This is a genomic window from Nostoc sp. 'Peltigera membranacea cyanobiont' 232 (assembly GCF_002245985.1).
Taxonomy (GTDB): domain Bacteria; phylum Cyanobacteriota; class Cyanobacteriia; order Cyanobacteriales; family Nostocaceae; genus Nostoc.
The window spans coordinates 61,403-80,732 of record NZ_NOLK01000020.1 but is presented as its reverse complement, the minus strand read 5'-3'; the positions used below and the strand labels follow the sequence as shown (position 1 = coordinate 80,732).

Below are 19,330 nucleotides of genomic sequence, written 5' to 3'. Positions count from 1 at the left end.
TCATTTCATTTTTTGAAACCTTTCTGAGAAGTATAAATATTATTTATGAAATAGGTAGCTTATCTTACTTTGTACTACGTAAGCTTGATTAGCAATCACTCTTTGGGAAAAACTTTTTGGTTTACTGATGATACAGTCTTCAAAAGCAAGTCGGGTAAAAAAATCTCATCTCATATTTTCCAGACCACATGGTTAGGTAGAGAAAAATCACAGAAAGGTATCATTACTGAATTAATAAGACAAGGTAAATTGTCTAAATATTTGCCGCCGTACAATACACGACACACATTCATTAACCATCAAATTAATGATGTAGGGATAGCCCCACACATTGTTAATGATTGGTGTGAACACAGCGAAAAAGTAAGCAAGCAATGCTATAGACAAACTGATGCTAGGGTTGTCCCAGGTTACGGGAAGTTAGCTACCAGTAATCAGCAAGTACAGCAACAATCTGAACTTGACCTACTTAAGGAACAGTTGAGACAACATCAAGAACAGATGGAAGAGATGAGAAAACTACTACAGGACAGAGATAACTTAAAATCGTAACGAAATCAAGACGTATTAGACCCTATCCTGCCAATAGTTTTTAGACTAATACTCCAACACTTTATGCCTAGCAATAAAATGCTAGTTTTTTTTCGTGATATCGGACATACCCCAGGAAAGCAACATTGCAGTCTTGGGGTATTGGTATGTCAGGTAACTAGTATTGAGGAATGTAGCTACAAGTCATAAAATTACCCAATAAAAAAAAGCGCTAAGTGAATGACGCTCAACAATCGCAAGTGATGACATTAAATGCTTGTCGTATACAAAGGCAATATTTCTTCCCTGTTCTCGCTTACTGCAACTTCTAGCTTGTAAACAGTAACTTGATAGACAAAATCCCCATCTTTATTAAATAATTTGTGTTTTCTATCAGCCAAACTGTAAGTTTCTAGTTGCCTATCATCACCTTTCTTAGTAAGTTCACCATTGAGTCTAAACTGTGCTTTTCTAGCTGAATATAGAAAGATTGCTAGAAATTTACAAACAGTAATTCCTTCCGGCAGGTCTGGCATCGAAGCAATATATTTGGCAATTTGTTTGTTTGTGCATCTTGCACTTATTTGCTCAAGCGTTAAGTCCGGCATTGCACCCATATTGTTTTCCCTGTTGAGGTGGAAAAGTCATTGACAACTTGCCCACCAAGTGTCAAGAGTACACCACACAGTAATATTTCATTACACGACCTCAGCACGTCTTGCCATTGCAAGAGCTTTAGACATATAAGATAGATGTAGATTCTTGCTCGGAAAGTTGAGCATTAGTTGAGCATCGTCAATGAGTAGTAATTTATACTAACTATTCATGCTCAAGCGCTGAAAGTAGGGTAGTTGAGCATTATTTGAGCATTTTTAAGGGAGTAAAGGCTAGAAGTATTGCTATTGAGTGATTAGCTGCATGGTTCATATCAAGCGCGTGGAACTTACCAACTTCAAATCCTTCGGTGGCACTACCTCAGTCCCTTTGCTGCCGGGGTGTACTGTCATATCTGGGCCAAATGGTTCGGGTAAGTCTAATATTCTCGATGCACTGCTATTTTGCCTCGGACTCTCCAGTTCTAAGGGAATGCGAGCCGATCGCCTGCCAGATTTGGTAAATAACACCCAAACGTCTAAAGGACGGGCTTCTATTGAAGCTAGCGTCACTGTAACGTTTGATTTGTCAGATGAAATCTCACACAAAGACACAAAGAGGCAAAGGGAGGAAGTAGAAGAGGCAGGGGAGGCAGGGGAAGCGGAGGAAGAACCAAAATCCGAAATCGTTCGACTGAGCGAAGCCGAAGGGAGCCGAAGTCCAAAATCGGCAGAGTGGAGTGTCACTAGAAGGCTGCGTGTCACTCACCAAGGAAGTTACACCTCGAATTACTATATCAATGGTGAAGCTTGCACGTTGACAGAATTGCATGGGGAATTAAGTAACCTGCGGGTTTATCCTGAAGGCTACAATGTGGTGCTGCAAGGGGATGTCACCAGTATTATCTCGATGAATGCGCGGGAACGACGGGAAATTATTGATGAATTGGCTGGGGTGGCGGCGTTCGATCGCAAAATCATCCAAGCCAAATCAACTTTAGATGAGGTGAAGGAAAAGGAAGATAGCTGTCGGATTATTGAAACAGAATTAACTGCACAGCGCGATCGCCTTTCTCAAGATCGGGCTAAAGCTGAGAGATATCAAAAGCTTCGCACGGAGTTTATTGCCAAACAATCCTGGGAAGCAGTTTTATCATGGCGATCGCTACAAGCACAACTTGAAAAGTTAGTTCACGAAATTCAAACAGGCGATCGCAATTCTAGTGAACTCTCAACTCAACTCACAAATCTAAATTCCGAAATCGTCCAAAAAACGGCTGAACTCGAACAACTCAATGCCCATGTCAAAGCATTGGGAGAAGATGAACTTTTGGCGGTACAATCTATCCTCGCCACTCAAGAAGCAGAACGAAAACAACTCCAGCGTCAGCTAACAGAATTAGAAACGACAACGCACGAAACCGCCAAACGTCTGACTCAAACTCAGCAAGAAATTCAAAAACACCGACATTCCCTAGAAGAAATTGCCAAAACCCAAATTGTAGAGACGCGATTCATCGCGTCTTCACAACAACAAAGAAACGAAGCGCACCAAGCCTTAGAAACCTCCCGCGAAGCCGCAGCCGAAATCGCCTCGGCTTCAGAAGCTTGGGTGCAGCAACAAACGGCATTCAACCGCCAAATTGAAACTCTGCTGCAAACTCTAGAACCACAACGCACAGAAAAAGCACAACTCACAGAACGCAATAATCAGTTACAGCAACTAATTTCAGAGCAAACTCAGTTAATTGAACGCGACGAACCGCTATTAGCTCAAAAACAAACTGAGTGTAGTCAAATTGAAACAGAATTTAACGCCTCTAGCGAACCCATCCAAAATTTAGCTCAAAATCTCTCAGCCACAGAACAAGAATTGCAAATCCAGCAGGAAACCCAAAAGCGGTTACTTTTTGAACAACGCGAAAAACAACGTCTGTTGGATAAAATCGAGGCGCAAGCCCAGGCACAGCAAGAAGTCCAAGGAACCCAGGCGAGTAAAGTTATTTTACAATCGGGAATGCCTGGACTTTGTGGCTTAGTTGTGCAGTTAGGAAAGGTGGAACCACGCCATCAGCTAGCTTTAGAAATGGCTGCTGGTGGACGTTTGGGACATATTGTGGTGGAAGATGATGGTATAGCCGCAGCCGGAATTGAATTGCTCAAACAGAAACGTGCCGGGAGAGCAACTTTTTTACCACTAAATAAAATTCACGCTCCGAAATTTACTCAAGATGCAACCCTGCGTTTTGCCAGTGGCTTCGTTAATTATGCTGTGAACTTAGTCGATTGCGATCGCCGTTACAAAGATGTATTTAGCTATGTTTTCGGTAACACAGTAGTATTTGCCAGCCTTGAGGCAGCGCGGAAAAATTTAGGATTGTATCGCATCGTCACCTTAGACGGCGAACTTCTGGAAACTAGCGGTGCAATGACTGGTGGTAGCAATACCCAACGCTCGGCGTTGCGGTTTAACAATGCAGAAGCGGCGGAATCTGATGAAGCGATCGCTTTAAGAAGTCGTTTGGTGGATATTGAGCGGGTTTTAGAGCGTTGTACGGAAGCGATCGCTACTTTGTCAGTCAGAAGCAAAAAACTGACGCAGGAACTCGCAGAAGCACGACAGGCGAGGCGCGAACAGCAGTTGCAATTGGAACAGTTGCAGAAAGACATTAAGAATTTAACAACGCAATTAGAGGGGACGCGATCGCAACTTGCCCAAAACAGCGAAAAGTTAGCCACTGCTCAATCCCGTCTGGAAATTTTAGATCGGGAATTACCAGGACAAGAAACTCAGTTGCAACAATTGCGACACGCTTTAGCAGAGTTAGAAGCATCCCAAACTCCCAGTGAATGGCAACAAATCCAAGCGACAATTAAAATTCAAGAGCAACAATTACAACAACGCGAGACAGCATTACGCGAAGCTGAACAAAGATTAAAAAATTTGGAAAATCAGCAACAGCGATCGCAAGAAAAAATCCAAGAAGCAGAGACACGCATCGCAGAATACGAAACCCAACAAATCACTTGTAGAGACGCGATTCATCGCGTCTTGAGCCAAATCACAACGATAGACGACCAAATCACCCAAACCCGTTTATCGTTGACTCAAATGGAGCAAAATTTAGGCGAAGAGAAACAAAAACGCGACACTACAGAACTAGAAGTGCGATCGCACCTTTTGCGCCAGCAACAATTGCAATGGGAAATCGAAAAACTCAAAGAAACTCAAGAGAAGCGGCGGGAGGAACTAATTGCACTGCAAAGCCAGTTGCGGGATATGGGGGCAGAATTACCAAATCCTTTACCAGAGGTTCCAGATAAGGTAGATTTGGAAGAATTGCAGAAAGAATTGCGATCGCTTACCAAACGCTTACAGGCAATGGAACCTGTTAATATGCTGGCGTTGGAAGAATACGAACGCACTCAAAACCGCCTCCAAGAACTCACACAAAAATTAGAAACACTAGAAGGGGAACGCACCGAATTACTTTTGCGGATTGAAAATTTTACCACATTGCGGCAACTTGCCTTTAAAGAAGCGTTCGATGCAGTCAACGAAAACTTTCAATCGATTTTTGCCATTCTTTCAGACGGTGACGGCTATTTGCAACTCGAAAATCCCGAAGATCCCTTTAGCAGTGGACTAAATTTAGTCGCGCACCCCAAAGGTAAACCCGTACAACGCCTAGCTTCCATGTCTGGGGGAGAAAAATCACTTACAGCCTTGAGCTTTATCTTTGCTCTCCAACGCTATCGCCCATCGCCATTTTACGCCTTTGACGAAGTGGATATGTTCTTAGATGGAGCAAACGTAGAACGATTAGCTAGAATGATTAAGCAACAATCACAACAAGCGCAATTTATAGTTGTGAGTTTGCGCCGTCCGATGATAGAATCAGCCGAACGCACAATTGGCGTTACTCAAGCACGAGGAGCTTACACTCAAGTTTTGGGGATTAAGTTACAATCATCCAATACATCTGCTTGAGTTTTTGTTAATAATAGTGTATGGATAAACCGGATTCGAGATCAGGACTCGGTATAGAATGACCTCCGAACAGATAATTAGGCGTTCCGACATATTAAATACCCAGGTGATTACCCGCGACAACGGTAAGCGGCTAGGCATCATCAGTCAAGTCTGGGTAGATATAGATCAACGAGAGGTTGTGGCTCTTGGTTTGCGAGACAGCCTGATCTCCATTTCGGGCATACCGCGCTACATGTACCTCAACAACATCAGCCAAATTGGTGATGTCATCTTAGTTGATAACGAAGATGTAATTGAAGATATTGAAGTTGAATCTCTCAGCAATCTGATTAACTGGGAAGTAATTACAGAAACAGGTGAAGTATTAGGCAAAGTTCGGGGCTTCAAATTCAACGGCGAAACCGGGAAGCTTAACTCTATAGTCATCGCTTCTTTAGGAATCCCCCAAATTCCCGACCAATTTTTGAGTACTTACGAGTTCTCAGTAGATGAAATTGTCAGTACTGGCCCCAATCGGTTGATTGTATTTGAGGGAGCCGAAGAACGGGTGAATCAGTTGACAACTGGTTTACTAGAGCGTTTGGGTATCGGCAAAGCGCCGTGGGAAAGGGATGCAGAAGAAGAAGGATACGGCTATACTCCACCCCGGACAATTGCAGCACCCAATCAACTTCCTAGCGGAGTGCCATTGCAGCCACCTAAGCAGAGAGTTCGCGCCCCCGAACCCGTAGCGCGGGAAGAGGAATGGACAGAAGACTATGTGGAAGAGGAAAGGCCACAGCGTCAGGTAATGAAGGCGCGGCAGTATGAGTCTATTCAATACGAAGAAGACGAGGAAGAAGATAACTGGAGTGAAGCAACAGGTAGCGACAGGTATCAACAACCGCAGCCGCTAAAGTATGAAGCCAAGCCTTACAGCAAGCCTTATGTTGATGAATACGATGATTATGACGACGTAGATGGCGATGCTTGGGAAGATGAGCCGAAGCCTGTGAATATTCCTAAGAAAGTTAAGGAAAGGCAGCCAGAATACGAAGAAGAAGGCGGATATTAACTAATTCGTAATTAAACCGGAAAATTACGAAATATTTTAAGATTGATTCAGCTCTTTCCTTGCTTACAAGGAGGGAGCTAATTTTTTTGGATAAGTGAGGGATGGGAGTGTACGAAGCGATAATCTTTGCCTGCTGAAGTATTGGCTCAAAAAACTTCCTAACGTGGTCAAATACCCATTACCACTGAGGATTTGCCATAATTAATGCCGTCGCCTGAGAGCTATCTAATGGATGGGAAAAAAAATATCCCTGCCCATATTCACAGTTTAAGTTTCTCAAAAGCGCTAGTTGCTCTTTTGTCTCCACCCCTTCGGCGGTCACATTCACACCTAATTTGTGTGCCAATGTAATAATTGTCTGAACAATATCTAAGTTTCCACGATCAAAAATGCTCCCACTAACAAAAGAGCGGTCTATCTTCAACTGATTAATTGGAAAGTGGTGGAGACGACCTAATGAGGAATAGCCCGTACCGAAGTCGTCAATTGCCAACTTAATTCCTAAATTTCTTAGTTGCTTTAGCCTGATGATAGCTTTATCATCGTTTTCCATAATTACGCCTTCTGTAATCTCCAGCGTCAAATTCGGCGCGGTGAGTCCAGTGTCTTGTAGAACTTTATTGATGTGCGCCACCAAGTTTTCTTCACCGAACCTAGTAGTACAAAGATTGATACTAATGGTCAAGGGAGACTCAGCTAGATCCCCACAGCTAGAGGAGAATTGCTCTTGCCACTGCTGTATCTGACCACATGCCTCATACAAGACCCACTGCTCAATAGGGATAATTAGCCCGGTTTCTTGGGCAATTGACATGAAATACCCTGGTAAAACAATGCCGTGTTTTGGATGTAGCCAGCGCACAAGCGCTTCAAAACCAGTTATTCTACCGGAACTGAGTGACACTATCGGTTGATAATAAACCCGAAACTCTTGAAGCTCAATGGCTCGGCGCAGCTCGTTAATCAACTCCAAGTGTGCCATTGCTTGAATATGCATGTCAGTGTTAAAAATCTCATAGCACGCCCTGCCTTGTGCCTTAGCTCGGTACATCGCAATATCGGCATCACGCAAGTAATCTTCTGGTTGTTCACAACCTGTTATGCTTAAAGCAATGCCAATACTCGCTGTAGTAGACACTTCGTGCCCGTCTAGAACCACAGGAAGTGCCAGATTTTTTTGTATTCGCTCAACAACCGCTACCACTTCTAATACATCTCTAATTCCCACTAGCAAGACAATAAACTCGTCTCCTCCCAGCCGTGCAGCTATATCTATAGAGCGCAAGCATTCTTGAAGCCTTTGAGCAACCGTAAGCAGTAATTGATCTCCAAATGTGTGTCCCAGACTGTCATTGATCACCTTGAAGCGATCTAGGTCTAGAAACAAGACAGCAAATAGATACTCTGAATGCCGTTTGGAATAATTGACCGCATCTTCTAAGCGGTTCATAAATAAAGCGCGGTTTGGGAGTCCCGTTAGGACATCGTGAAACGCAAGGTGTAGCAGTTGTGACTTGGCTCGTTTATGCTCTGTAATTTCACTCAGCAATTGCTGATTTGCTTTTGCCAGTTCCACTGTGCGTTTTGCCACTTGTTCTTGTGCTTGTTTAGCTTCGCTGATATTACGCAGCAACCAACGCCAGCCTACCAACTTTTCTTGTGAGTCATACACTGGAGATGCCCTGATACTAGCAGGAAAGGGGGTATCCACCCGTGGCTTTATCTCAATTACGCAGTCCTCTATCTCCTGCGAATTATTTATCAGGCAGCTAAATATCTGGCGGTCTTGTTGAGCAATAAACAGAATTAATGGTTTACCTACCAGATATTTTTGTCTCACAGAGAGCATAGTTTCTGCTGCATAGTTAGCCTCTAGGATCTTCCCGACGGTATTAGTTACCAAGTAACCATCCGGCGCAAAATCGAATAATTCTTGGTAACGCTGGCGTTCTTTCTCTGCTTCCGATCTTGTTACCTCTAGCTCCTCGGAGGCAGCCAATAGTTCTTCCATTGCCATTTGGAGTTCATCGAAAGCTGCTATTATTAGCTCTTGTTGTGAGTTCGGTTGAGTTGCAGTGCGCTGCCATATTCCTCGTACCCGCGATCGCAATTCCTCTATCTGCTGGCTAAAGTTATCTACATCCATGTTGCTTGAGCCACAAAACTATGAAGCGTGGGTGTAAGTAATAGTTAAAGCAAAATACTAGTATCAATAAATACTAAAAATCTGGCATCTATAGTAGGGTATACTTTTAGTATTTATACTAATTTTTTGTGTGTATCGTTATTTATACCTGAGTGCTACAACAGTTTGTAACTAATTAGTGAACTGTTCAGAAACTCACCAAAAACTGTTAGCGTCAAACAAAGTAAAATATCGCTGTGGACTTTCGAGCTTGAAAACCCGTTCTAATTACTGGCAACTGCTGCCTTATATCCGCCTCCAGTGGAAAACCATCGCCAAGGGACTTATTGGTATCTTGGGATACGTGCTGGCGACATTAGTGTTGATAAATCTTGCCGGTAAATTGGCAATTCCCTTTGCACAGGGTAATGTAGTAGCGATCGCTCAAATAACTGGCAGTTGTGCTTTAATCTTTCTTGTCAGAGGCTTGTTTCAGTCTATACAAGATATGTACATGGCGAAAGCTTCCTTGAGAATTGCTTTTCATCTCCGCCAGCAAGTCTACGCGCATCTTCAAAAGCTAAATCTCAGCTTTTTTGAAACCGCAAAAGCAGGTGATTTATCTTACCGCCTCACCGAAGATGTTGACCGGGTTGGGGAAGTCGTCAATAAAGGATTTCACGACTTTATCCCCTGCATTTTGCAGTTGTTGGCAATTCCGATTTACATGATTTACCTGAATTGGCAACTGACATTAGCAACAGTCATAGTTGCGCCCCTGATGGGTATTTTAGTTGGCTGGTTTGGCGAACGGTTACGCAAGTATTCCTTAAAAAGTCAAAATCGCGTGTCGGGTTTATCAGCCATACTCGCGGAAGTTTTCAACGGTATTCGTTTGGTACAGGCTTTTGCTGCTGAAAATTATGAAATCGCCCGCTTTGGCCATGAAGCAGAACGCAGTCTCAAAGCCAAATACTCAGCCGAACGCCTGAAAGCAATTCAAATTCCCATCATCGGATTTTTGGAAGCCTTAAGTGCGTTATCGTTATTGATTGTGGGAGCGTGGCAAATTTCCCAAGGTAACTTGACAGTGGCAAATTTTTTCAGTTATTTGGCGGCGGCGGCGCTGTTAATCGATCCCATTGGTCATACTACTAACAATTACAACGAATTTAAGCAGGGTGAAGCATCTGTTGACCGCGTTTTTGAATTGATGGCAATTCAGCCGACGGTGATTGAAAAGATCAATGCGATCGCTCTCCCCCCAGTCAATGGCAAAGTAGAATATCGTCATATTTCCTTTGCCTATAAGCCAGGTGAACCCGTATTAAAAGATATCAGTTTATTGGTATCACCAGGTGAAGCGATCGCTCTTGTGGGTGCTTCTGGTGCTGGTAAAACCACATTTGTCAACCTTCTCCCCCGCTTTTACGACCCCGAAGCTGGTCAAATTTTCATTGACGGTGTTGATATTCGGGATGTGAAGCTGCATAGTCTCCGGCGACAAATTGGGATTGTTCCTCAAGAAACCATCATGTTTTCGGGGACAATTACCCAAAATATCGCCTTTGGCCAAAAAGCTTTTGACATGGAAGCAGTGAAAGAGGCAGCGAAAATTGCTAATGCTCATCAATTTATTAGCCAACTGCCAGAAGGTTATCAGACTTGGGTAGGCGAACGTGGGGTAAACTTATCAGGAGGACAAAGACAAAGAATTGCGATCGCTCGTGCTGTTCTGCTCAATCCCCAAATCTTGATTCTTGATGAGGCAACATCAGCATTAGATTCCGAATCAGAAGCACTGGTACAGGAAGCGCTAGAAAGATTGATGCAAAAACGCACAGTATTTATTATTGCCCATCGTTTATCGACCGTGAGAAGGTGCGATCGTATTTTAGTTCTCGAACAGGGACAAATTGTTGAATCAGGAACCCATGAAGAATTATTAGCCCTAGAGCATCGCTACGCGCGGTTTTATGCCCAGCAATTTAGTTAGGATTAGAGAAGAGGCAGAAGGTTAAGGAAAAGTAGAACTGAAGACTTTAATACCCAAACTTAATAATTTGAAAATTTTGTATCAAAATTATCGGAAATCAAAGGGTTTAAGACCCCTACCTCTACAGGTAGCATCATTTTCAGTCGGGGTTTAAATCCCCGTACTTCGGCTACGCTCAGTAACCGTCTGAAAATGTCTAAAATGCTTGAATTTTGAATTTTGAATTTTGAATTGTTAATCCTCTTTCCTCTCTCTGCGTCCTATGGTGTACACACAAATAATTTAATTACCCCAAATCCCATTTTGTCGGGTGTGTTATGCCAGAGGCTAACGCACCATCCTAGTACTAGCTGAAACCGCTACTTTTATCTTCGATTTCAAAAGTTTGTGTTTGATTGACTTTTTTGGTTGATTACTTTGTCCTGGTGTCACATATTCGATTGCGAGATTGATGGTACTTTATGTTTGCACCAACTCCTTTATCCCAACCGCGATATAAGCTATGACACTCAATTTATATTTCCTGCGACATGGAGAAACTACTTTTAGTCAAAGTGGTAATTTCTGCGGTGAAACTGATGCGGAGTTGACAACAGAGGGGATGCAGATGGCATCCGGTTTTGCCGATGTTTATCAAAAATTGAAGTGGTCAGCAGTTTATGTTAGCCCGATGAAGCGCACAATTGCAACTGCCAAGCCATTTTGTGATGCTATCGGTATGGATATGCAGTTGCGTGACGGACTTAGAGAAGGTAGTTACGGCGAATGGGAAACTAAGAGTAAATCCTTTGCTGAAGAGAATTACGCAGAAAACTATGTAAAATGGTTGACAGAACCCGCTTGGAATGCACCACTAGGTGGAGAAACTGCGGTAGATATTGCTAACCGTTCTATGCCTGTAATTGCTGAAATTCAAGAAAAACATCTCCAAGGTAATGTTTTAGTAGTTTCCCATAAAGCCACGATTCGGATTATGCTTTGCAGTTTACTGGGAATCGATTTGGGACGCTATCGCTATCGGGTGAATATTTTGGTCGCGTCGGTAAGTATGGTTAAATTTGATGTTAATGGCCCTTTGTTAGAAATATTAGGCGATCGTCATCATATACCCGATCGTATTCGCTTTCGTCCGGGAACATAATTGGCAAAAAGTTTTGTTATGAGTGGGATGCAAGCCGGGTTTGACATAACTTGCGAAGAAAGGATAGCAGCCTTTCAAAAAGCTTATAATATCATGTCCGGCAAATTACTTGTGATATGTCATTGCGAGTGCAACGAAGTGGAAGGAAGCAATCGCAAGACTTTTAGGATTGCTTCACTTCGGAGACGCTACGCGAACGGGAACGCCAAGGGCGAACGCAATGACAATTGTTTAACCGGACATGATATAACCGGAAGTCCTAGAGACGTTGTAATGCAACGTCTCTTATTAGATTATTCGTCGTGTCAACAGCCTGTTGCGATGAAAAAGAAAATAGGTGTAATTTTACTATTTCCTAGACTGAATTGCCTGGATTAACTCATAGAAAGGTTGCCAATTATCTTCTTGAGCAATTGATTCCCAAATAGACTCAATCACAGGTCTTAATAATGCCGTTTTTGGATTATGAACAGCTAGAGTTTTGGCAATTACATCGGTGCTATTACTATCAAAATCATTCAAGATTTTATGGTATAAAATACACCAATCATCAAAAATTCTTGACGCACCCGGTACTGGAACAATATCTGAACTATTCATCACAAAACCTGGTTCATCTCGCCATTTCGATGAAAAAGTCCGAGCCATCTCATAAAAGAATTGGTGATAACCAACCTGGCTCTCTTTCAAAAATTCAATCGTTAGATTCAATAGTCCCAATGCTTTTGGATACGGCAAATCCTCAAAACCCAACTTTTTCAACATCAAAGAACTGTATTCAGCTTCATAATACTCATCAAATCTAGCTAATGCAGCTTCCATTTTGCCTTTATCAATAATCGCCTTTAAAGGTTCCTGGAGCATTTGCAAATTCAAGTGACAAATACTTGGTTGATTCCCATAACAATAGCGTCCATAATAGTCAAAATATGCAGCTATAAAGGATGGGTTATAAGTCGGGATAAACGCATAAGGGCCATAGTCAAAACTCTCTCCAGTAATCGACATATTGTCAGTATTCAAGACTGCATGACAAAAGCCCGCCGCCATCCACTGCGCTACTAGTTCTGCAACCCGTTTAACTAATTCGGCGTAAAACAGAACATATTTATCTTCTTCACTACTTAAGTGTTGATAATACTGCTCAATTACGTGGTCTAATAACTTCTTAGTTAAATCTGGACGCTGGAAATAATGCAGTCGCTCAAAAGTACCAAACCGAATATGAGAACTGCTCATTCTAATCATCACAGATGAGCGGGTAGGTGAAGGTTCATCGCCTCGCCACAGAGGTAAACCTGTTTCAATCATGCTCAAACAGCGCGAGGTTCGTACACCCAAGTGGTGTAATGCTTCCGCAGCCAGAACTTCCCGCACCCCACCTTTGAGCGTCAGCATACCATCGCCACCACGGGAGTAAGGTGTTCTTCCAGAGCCTTTTGTGCCAAAATCGTACAATTCGCCATCAGTGGCGCGGACTTGCCCATAGAGAAAGCCTCTACCATCACCTAACTGTCTGTTATATTCACCAAATTGATAGCCGTGGTAACGTAGTGCTAACAAGGGTTTACGCCCCTGAAACTTGCCAAAAGCTGTGATGAAATCTTCGTCTTTGACTACTTGGGGGTCTAGACCCAAAAGAGGTAATAGTGCATCGTTACGCCAGCGCAAGAGGTGTTGGGGAAATTCCTCTGCTCCAACCTCGTCGTAGTAGTCATCGCCTAGAGATTCCAAGGCGCTTTCGTAGTTGAGGGAGAGAAAAGGATTGCTAGAATTTTTGTAGTTTGGGGTTTCAGCCAGAGTCATTACGAGCAAAGCTTAATTCATTCTTCCCTTAATACTACCTCTGGCTTCAACATCAGCATAGACGCAAAAAGCGACCCATATCTAAAATATGGCAGCGCCACCATCAAAATGTAGAGCGCATAATGAATAAAGTTTTGCAGTTACAGAAAAAATTAACTCAATTAGCTATTTTAGAGGCTACATTTGAGGTTTTTGGTTCAGAATCACACCAATATCAATTAAAACCTTGCTTGAGTAACAAAGAGATTCAAGTGTTTGAATCTAGATATAATATTACGCTACCAAGTGAATATAAAAACTTTCTGTTAGAAATTGGTAATGGTGGTGCAGGGACAGGATATGGCTTATCTGGACTATCGGTAATTGAATTTGAAGATATTATTATAGAAAAACTATACCAAGAAAAGTACAAAATTCTCTCTAAACCATTTCCTTTAATAAAAGGATGGAATAATTTGGATTTAATTGTCAAGAATAATACAGGTTTTGTTATTAACAATGACGCTTATTTCGATGATAAGTTTATTCAAGGCACTCTCACCATGACAAATTATGGTTGTGGAATTTATGGGATGTTAGTTATTACTGGGGATCAATCAGGAAAAATCTGGATAGATGACCGGACTAATGATAATGGGATATATCCTGCCTCTTTAAGTTTTTGTCATGCTTTCCATGACACTGACCCTGATGATTTGTATCCAAATAACGATGAGGAGCAGCCTTTGAGTTTTTATGATTGGTATGAAGACTGGCTTAAGCGAAGTTTACATCAAATTCGCCAGTCTTTGGAAACTTAACCTTAATTAAATCAAACTGAGTTTTTTACTTTTTCATTGGTTCTGATGGTGGTTGAGTAATACCTACTGAGTTTGATGTTGGTTGTGATGCCTGTGAAGATAGAATTTGTTTTACTTGCTGGTTATAAGTTTGTAAAATTGATTGAACCTGTTTTTGTTGAGCTTGATTCAAATCCAAAGTTTTTAACACTATCCTGATTCTCTGACGGGATTGCAGTGCTGCCTTAAATTTAGTATCTTGGGATGGATTTAATAGAGCCTCAATATCCTTATCTCTTTGCTGGCGGGCTAACTGGATTTGTAGACGCTGTTGCTTTGTGATATTAATTTTTTGGTGTGCTGGAGGACTATTCTGAGTTGTTAAGGCTGGTTGTGTAACTGGGGAAGTTGGAACTGGTGCTGCTAATACAACTCCGTGTAATATGGTAGCAAAAGCGAAGATAGTAGAAAATACAGATAAGCGCTTTATAGAATTAATGGACATTTTGAAAAACTCCTCAATCATCTAAAAAATACACCCATTGGCTCATTAGCCAGAGAGCGAACAAATATTACTCTCGCATTTGCTTGTGGAGTTGTTGTGTATTTATTATGGATTTAATATGAATTTCTAGATGCTGCAAACTCATGTCTCAAATTTGTTAATTAGCTGTGTATAAATAAACATAATACACAGATACTTAATTTCTCAAATAAATCCGGTATTTATCCAATATTATAAAAAATATGCTTAAAATTTTGGTGCTTGCCACTTAGGATTTGTAAGACTTGTCATAATATGATCTTCCCATTGTCCATTAATTAACAAATAGTCTCTAGCATATCCTTCAATGACAAAATCGAGTCTTTTTAAGACATTGCCACTGCGCCGATTGTGAGGCATATAATTAGCCATAACTCGGTGAAAATTTAACTCTTGAAAGAGATATTCAGTTGCGGCTTTTAGCCCTTCTGTCATATATCCTTTACCTTGTTTACTTTCCGCAAGGCTATATCCCACGTAGCAAAAATGAGCGGCTCCTCGGACAAAATTGCTAAAATTGACCGTTCCAATAATTACAGTAGGATTTTTTTTGGTAAAAATAAATAGCTTTAATGATTGCCCATTAAGAAATTCTAAAAAACTATTCTCTATCTGATATTGCCAATATTCTTCAGTGAAAAAACCATCAGCCCATAGAGGGTAGAATGGAGTGAGATAGGTTTTGTTATAAATGAAGTATTTGAGAATTTGGGGTATATCTTCATGAATCGCCACTCGTAATAATAGGCGATCGCTAGTAATTAGTGGCAGTTCTGATATCATAATCGACGGGATCTATTCCCAGCACATTCTCTAAATTTTATAAATTCTCTCATACCTACGGTTTAGCAGCAGCAGTTAAAGGGGAATCTCACCTCTTTACTCAGAAATTTTTTGCCCACTGCCCTGTACAATAAACAGCGTAAGTACTTTTACTGCTAATCTGCCATTCCACCAAAATCTTGATAAGCTGATGTCTAATATCTAGAGCGCAAGGATTGAGAGCCAATGGGTGATAAAGCACAGTACACGGCATAACTTCGATAAAATCGCTTTGCCCAAACGCTGTACCGCAGGAAATTCAACCAAAAGACAGTTCAAGATTCAACCCAGTCTACAAGAAGGATAGTGATGTGGTGGGAATACGCTACGATTGGCAGGAATTAGAGATTCGGGCGATATACAACACGCCATTGCTAGAGCTTATTTATCAAGCTGCTAGCGTGCATCGCCAATATCATGACCCAACAAAAATACAAGTTTGTAAGCTTATATCTATTAAAACGGGGGGTTGTCCAGAAGATTGTAGTTACTGTGCCCAATCTTCCCGCTATAAAACAGAAGTAAAGGCACAAGCACTCCTAGAAAAGGAAACGGTAGTTAACATCGCCCAGAAAGCTAAAGAAACTGGTGTTAGCCGCATCTGCATGGGTGCTGCTTGGCGCGAAGTCCGGGATAACTCGCAATTTGAGGAAGTCCTGGAAATGGTCAAGGATGTAACCGCAATGGGTTTAGAAGTGTGCTGCACTCTGGGTATGTTGACGGCAAATCAAGCCAGGAAACTGGAAGAAGCGGGACTTTACGCCTACAACCATAACTTAGATACCTCGCAGGAATATTACAACACAATTATTACCACGAGAACTTATAGCGATCGCTTAAATACAATCGAGAATGTCCGTCAGACTAATGTTACCGTATGTTCCGGTGGTATCCTTGGTTTAGGCGAAACTGTTGATGACCGGGTTGGAATGTTACAAACTCTGGCAAACTTACATCCGCATCCAGAGTCAGTGCCAATTAATATTCTTTCACAAGTACCGGGCACACCTTTAGAAAATCAGCCTGATGTCCCCATTTGGGATATTGTGCGGATGATTGCTACAGCTAGAATTTTAATGCCAGCTTCTGATGTGCGTCTTAGTGCTGGTAGGGCTAGACTTTCTGAAGTTGAACAAGCTTTTTGCTTTATGGCAGGAGCCAATTCTATATTTTCCAGCGACGACAACAAAATGTTGACGGTGACAACTCCCTGTCCCGATTACGATACTGACCGAGAAATGCTGAATTTACTTGGTTTAGGGATGCGTCCGCCTTCCCAAAGACAGGAGAAGTTAGCAAGTCCGGCAGTTGTAGATAGATAAATATCTTCAATCAGGGATGGGTGTCTCACCCGTCCCTAACCGAGGGCAGGCAAGATGCCCGCCCCACAAGAGTCTTAGTTAAATTATCTTGGCAGTCCGCAGACCGAACAACAGACCGACAGACAAACCAAAGAACAAAGCTAAAAAGCCGATGTAAGCTGCAATTGCAAACATTTATTTTTCTCCACAATACTTCCTAAATATATTGAATCATTAGTTGTTGGGCATTAGGCATTGGAAAACTCTTCCCCAGTGACCACTCCCCAGCCCCCAATCCCCCAGATTGCGATAGAATACAGCCCACGGGCGCTTGTTTGGGGTTGAGGAATGACTTCTGTAATTAATGTAAATTTACCAGAGCAGTCTTATGAGATTGCGATAACTTCGTTAAGCTGCGCTAACGCATCTTCGAGTTTAGATCAACTCGGTCAAAAGATGGCCAATCTGAAGCTAGGCAAGAAGATACTGCTGGTTTCTAATCCGACGATTTTTAAGCATTATGGCGAAAGAGCAATTACATCTCTCACATCTGCTGGATTTGAAGTTGCTAGCTGCACCTTACCACCTGGTGAACGCTATAAAACCCTCAATTCCATCCAAAAGCTCTACGATGTAGCCTTAGAAAACCGCCTAGAACGTTCTGCTACTATGGTGGCTTTGGGCGGAGGTGTGATTGGCGATATGACTGGCTTTGCCGCCGCAACCTGGCTGCGTGGCATTAATGTTGTCCAAGTGCCTACAACTCTCCTGGCGATGGTAGATTCGGCAATTGGTGGCAAAACTGGCGTAAATCATCCCCACGGTAAAAACTTAATTGGGGCATTTCATCAACCGCGCTTGGTTTTGATTGACCCAGATGTTTTAAAAACCCTTCCCATGCGAGAGTTTCGGGCAGGCATGGCAGAAGTTATTAAGTACGGTGTAATTTGGGATGCTGAATTATTTGCCCAGTTGGAAGCAAGTAAACGCCTCGACCAACTCCGTTATGTAAAACCTGAGCTAATAAGCAGCATATTAACGCGCTCTTGTCAAGCTAAAGCCGATGTTGTTAGCAAAGATGAAAAAGAAGGCGGATTACGGGCAATTCTTAACTATGGACATACCATCGGTCATGCAGTGGAAAGCTTGACTGGTTATCGTTTAGTGAATCACGGTGAAGCAGTGGCTATTGGCATGGTAGCAGCCGGTCAAATTGCCGTGGACTTGGGAATGTGGCAAAAAGAAGACACTGAACGTCAAAATGCTTTAATTCAAAAAACAGGTTTACCGACTCAGTTACCATCTGGGGTGGATATCGAAGCCATTATTGAGGCGTTGCAGTTAGATAAGAAAGTCAAAGCAGGAAAAGTGCGATTTGTTTTACCAACAGAGATTGGTGTAGTTACAGTTACCGACGAAGTGCCATCTGATATCATTCGCCAAGTGTTGCGAGGAATGTGAACAATATAAAAATTATTTGCTCTATCCTTCAATTACGAATTACGAATTATTGAGCCATGATACTCCAAGCCAAAAATCAATTAACCTTGCAAGAGTTCCTAAATCTTCCACCCGGCGAAGGAGATATAACTTATGAACTTGTTGATGGCCAAGCAATTTCTAAGATATCACCAAAATTTTTTCACGCAAAACTTACCCGTGTTCTTCTCAATTTGATTGAGCAATCATGTGAAGGTAAAGGAGAAGTTTGCCCGGAATGGTCTGTTGCATTAACTCGTCGGGGGCGAGATTGGGTACCAACACCAGATATTTTGTACATCTCTTATGAACGTTTACCCACTAACTGGGATGACAACGAAGCTTGTCCTGTTCCTCCTGATTTGGTGATTGAGATTATTTCGCCCGGACAAACTTTTGGAGAAATGGCAGCTAAAACCAAAAACTATTTGGATGCTAAAGTTCTACAGGTGTGGGTGGTAGATAGTAAAGCCAGAAGTATTACTGTTTTTTATCCAGATGCAGCACCACAAACTTATATGGGAGACGAATTACTCACAGATTCCCTATTTGAGGGACTGGAATTTACTGTTGAGCAGGTGTTTCAAAAGGCGAAAATACCATTAGATGCCGAATAGCACACTTTTTGCGTCTAACACAATTTGACGCATATCATTTTTATTGCCTGCTTGATATTGAGAAATGAATTCATCAATATCTATAATGCTTCTTCCTGTACTTTCATGCGTGTGTAAGCATAGCTCATCGTAGACATCGTTAGGAATTATATCTTCAACAAATCCGGTCATAACCACAAGATATGTAAGTTGCTCAGGTTGACTACCGTAATAATCAGACTGGATGACTTTCACAAGTTTTAATTCTCCCAGAGTTACTCCTACCTCCTCCATAACCTCACGTTTTGCAGTTTCCTCACAGTTAATTTCGCCTATCTGCACATGTCCCCCAGGAAGGTCAATACCACGGTCAAGGAGAGGGCATACAATTAAACCATCCTTGGTAAAAGGTACGACTAGAACACTCGTTATCTTTTCAAAGGCAGGTAAACATGAACTGCCAATATCTACAAAATTGAATTTTTGCCCTGTTTGGATGACAGTCTTTCTGAAATCCTTCTCACTCATTGGCTTAATTTCTGCTATTTAATATAGTTATCTCGTAATTT

At 42.0% G+C, this 19,330-nt stretch carries 16 protein-coding genes; 9 read left to right on the top strand and 7 right to left on the bottom strand.

The window, feature by feature from the left end:
- The first annotated feature begins 102 nt into the window (after nt 1-102).
- A complete protein-coding gene (locus CDG79_RS09600; RefSeq protein ID WP_094341924.1) occupies nt 103-552 on the top strand; it encodes a hypothetical protein in 450 nt (149 codons plus the stop codon).
- A 248-nt stretch (nt 553-800) separates the two neighbouring features.
- Here CDG79_RS09600 and CDG79_RS09595 read toward each other — a convergent pair whose 3' ends face one another.
- Nucleotides 801-1,148: a hypothetical protein gene (locus tag CDG79_RS09595; protein ID WP_094341923.1), complete on the bottom strand. Its 348-nt coding sequence runs from the start codon at nt 1,146-1,148 to the stop codon at nt 801-803.
- Nucleotides 1,149-1,449: 301 nt separating this feature from the next.
- Between CDG79_RS09595 and smc the strand changes: the two genes are divergently transcribed.
- Together smc and CDG79_RS09585 are read left to right on the top strand one after the other, a co-directional pair.
- Nucleotides 1,450-5,115, top strand: coding sequence for a chromosome segregation protein SMC (gene smc, locus CDG79_RS09590; RefSeq protein ID WP_094341922.1), 3,666 nt, complete (start codon nt 1,450-1,452; stop codon nt 5,113-5,115).
- A gap of 58 nt (nt 5,116-5,173) precedes the next feature.
- Entirely contained in the window at nt 5,174-6,172 is a 999-nt protein-coding gene (locus CDG79_RS09585) for a PRC-barrel domain-containing protein (protein WP_094341921.1), read from the top strand.
- Nucleotides 6,173-6,350: 178 nt separating this feature from the next.
- Here the strand turns inward: CDG79_RS09585 and CDG79_RS09580 are convergent, their stop codons facing one another.
- Entirely contained in the window at nt 6,351-8,318 is a 1,968-nt protein-coding gene (locus tag CDG79_RS09580) for a sensor domain-containing protein (protein WP_094341920.1), read from the bottom strand.
- A gap of 250 nt (nt 8,319-8,568) precedes the next feature.
- On the opposite strand from CDG79_RS09580, the gene CDG79_RS09575 reads away from it, so the two are divergent.
- Together CDG79_RS09575 and CDG79_RS09570 are read left to right on the top strand one after the other, a co-directional pair.
- Nucleotides 8,569-10,293, top strand: a complete 1,725-nt coding sequence (locus tag CDG79_RS09575; protein ID WP_094341933.1) for an ABC transporter ATP-binding protein — start codon at nt 8,569-8,571, stop codon at nt 10,291-10,293.
- A gap of 502 nt (nt 10,294-10,795) precedes the next feature.
- Nucleotides 10,796-11,434, top strand: coding sequence for a histidine phosphatase family protein (locus tag CDG79_RS09570; protein WP_094341919.1), 639 nt, complete (start codon nt 10,796-10,798; stop codon nt 11,432-11,434).
- Nucleotides 11,435-11,782: 348 nt separating this feature from the next.
- Here CDG79_RS09570 and CDG79_RS09560 read toward each other — a convergent pair whose 3' ends face one another.
- Nucleotides 11,783-13,240, bottom strand: coding sequence for a protein adenylyltransferase SelO (locus CDG79_RS09560; RefSeq protein WP_094341917.1), 1,458 nt, complete (start codon nt 13,238-13,240; stop codon nt 11,783-11,785).
- A gap of 122 nt (nt 13,241-13,362) precedes the next feature.
- Between CDG79_RS09560 and CDG79_RS09555 the strand changes: the two genes are divergently transcribed.
- Complete coding sequence (locus CDG79_RS09555) at nt 13,363-14,040, top strand: SMI1/KNR4 family protein (protein WP_094341916.1); 678 nt, start codon at nt 13,363-13,365, stop codon at nt 14,038-14,040.
- A gap of 25 nt (nt 14,041-14,065) precedes the next feature.
- Here CDG79_RS09555 and CDG79_RS09550 read toward each other — a convergent pair whose 3' ends face one another.
- Nucleotides 14,066-14,524, bottom strand: coding sequence for a hypothetical protein (locus CDG79_RS09550; RefSeq protein WP_094341915.1), 459 nt, complete (start codon nt 14,522-14,524; stop codon nt 14,066-14,068).
- Nucleotides 14,525-14,770: 246 nt separating this feature from the next.
- On the bottom strand, nt 14,771-15,346 hold the full coding sequence (locus CDG79_RS09545) for a GNAT family N-acetyltransferase (protein WP_094341914.1): 576 nt from the start codon (nt 15,344-15,346) through the stop codon (nt 14,771-14,773).
- A 350-nt stretch (nt 15,347-15,696) separates the two neighbouring features.
- Between CDG79_RS09545 and bioB the strand changes: the two genes are divergently transcribed.
- A complete protein-coding gene (gene bioB / locus CDG79_RS09540) occupies nt 15,697-16,707 on the top strand; it encodes a biotin synthase BioB (RefSeq protein WP_094341913.1) in 1,011 nt (336 codons plus the stop codon).
- 78 nt (nt 16,708-16,785) lie between these two features.
- Here the strand turns inward: bioB and petL are convergent, their stop codons facing one another.
- On the bottom strand, nt 16,786-16,881 hold the full coding sequence (gene petL / locus CDG79_RS09535; RefSeq protein ID WP_094332720.1) for a cytochrome b6-f complex subunit PetL: 96 nt from the start codon (nt 16,879-16,881) through the stop codon (nt 16,786-16,788).
- 153 nt (nt 16,882-17,034) lie between these two features.
- On the opposite strand from petL, the gene aroB reads away from it, so the two are divergent.
- Nucleotides 17,035-18,147: a 3-dehydroquinate synthase gene (aroB, locus tag CDG79_RS09530; protein ID WP_094341912.1), complete on the top strand. Its 1,113-nt coding sequence runs from the start codon at nt 17,035-17,037 to the stop codon at nt 18,145-18,147.
- A 56-nt stretch (nt 18,148-18,203) separates the two neighbouring features.
- Nucleotides 18,204-18,782 (top strand): Uma2 family endonuclease, encoded by a 579-nt coding sequence (locus tag CDG79_RS09525; RefSeq protein ID WP_094341911.1) that lies wholly within the window; start codon nt 18,204-18,206, stop codon nt 18,780-18,782.
- Here the strand turns inward: CDG79_RS09525 and CDG79_RS09520 are convergent.
- Nucleotides 18,768-19,289, bottom strand: a complete 522-nt coding sequence (locus CDG79_RS09520) for an NUDIX hydrolase (protein WP_094341910.1) — start codon at nt 19,287-19,289, stop codon at nt 18,768-18,770. The two genes, CDG79_RS09525 and CDG79_RS09520, sit on opposite strands and share 15 nt — an antisense overlap.
- Nucleotides 19,290-19,330: the final 41 nt, after the last annotated feature.

What these genes read in the sequence shown, in the direction of transcription:
- CDG79_RS09595 (WP_094341923.1), bottom strand. Translation starts at nt 1,148, where the DNA reads ATGGGTGCAATGCCGGACTTAACGCTTGAGCAAATAAGTGCAAGATGC.
- smc (WP_094341922.1), top strand. Translation starts at nt 1,450, where the DNA reads ATGGTTCATATCAAGCGCGTGGAACTTACCAACTTCAAATCCTTCGGT.
- CDG79_RS09585 (WP_094341921.1), top strand. Translation starts at nt 5,174, where the DNA reads ATGACCTCCGAACAGATAATTAGGCGTTCCGACATATTAAATACCCAG.
- CDG79_RS09580 (WP_094341920.1), bottom strand. Translation starts at nt 8,318, where the DNA reads ATGGATGTAGATAACTTTAGCCAGCAGATAGAGGAATTGCGATCGCGG.
- CDG79_RS09570 (WP_094341919.1), top strand. Translation starts at nt 10,796, where the DNA reads ATGACACTCAATTTATATTTCCTGCGACATGGAGAAACTACTTTTAGT.
- CDG79_RS09560 (WP_094341917.1), bottom strand. Translation starts at nt 13,240, where the DNA reads ATGACTCTGGCTGAAACCCCAAACTACAAAAATTCTAGCAATCCTTTT.
- CDG79_RS09555 (WP_094341916.1), top strand. Translation starts at nt 13,363, where the DNA reads ATGAATAAAGTTTTGCAGTTACAGAAAAAATTAACTCAATTAGCTATT.
- CDG79_RS09550 (WP_094341915.1), bottom strand. Translation starts at nt 14,524, where the DNA reads ATGTCCATTAATTCTATAAAGCGCTTATCTGTATTTTCTACTATCTTC.
- CDG79_RS09545 (WP_094341914.1), bottom strand. Translation starts at nt 15,346, where the DNA reads ATGATATCAGAACTGCCACTAATTACTAGCGATCGCCTATTATTACGA.
- petL (WP_094332720.1), bottom strand. Translation starts at nt 16,881, where the DNA reads ATGTTTGCAATTGCAGCTTACATCGGCTTTTTAGCTTTGTTCTTTGGT.
- aroB (WP_094341912.1), top strand. Translation starts at nt 17,035, where the DNA reads ATGACTTCTGTAATTAATGTAAATTTACCAGAGCAGTCTTATGAGATT.
- CDG79_RS09525 (WP_094341911.1), top strand. Translation starts at nt 18,204, where the DNA reads ATGATACTCCAAGCCAAAAATCAATTAACCTTGCAAGAGTTCCTAAAT.
- CDG79_RS09520 (WP_094341910.1), bottom strand. Translation starts at nt 19,289, where the DNA reads ATGAGTGAGAAGGATTTCAGAAAGACTGTCATCCAAACAGGGCAAAAA.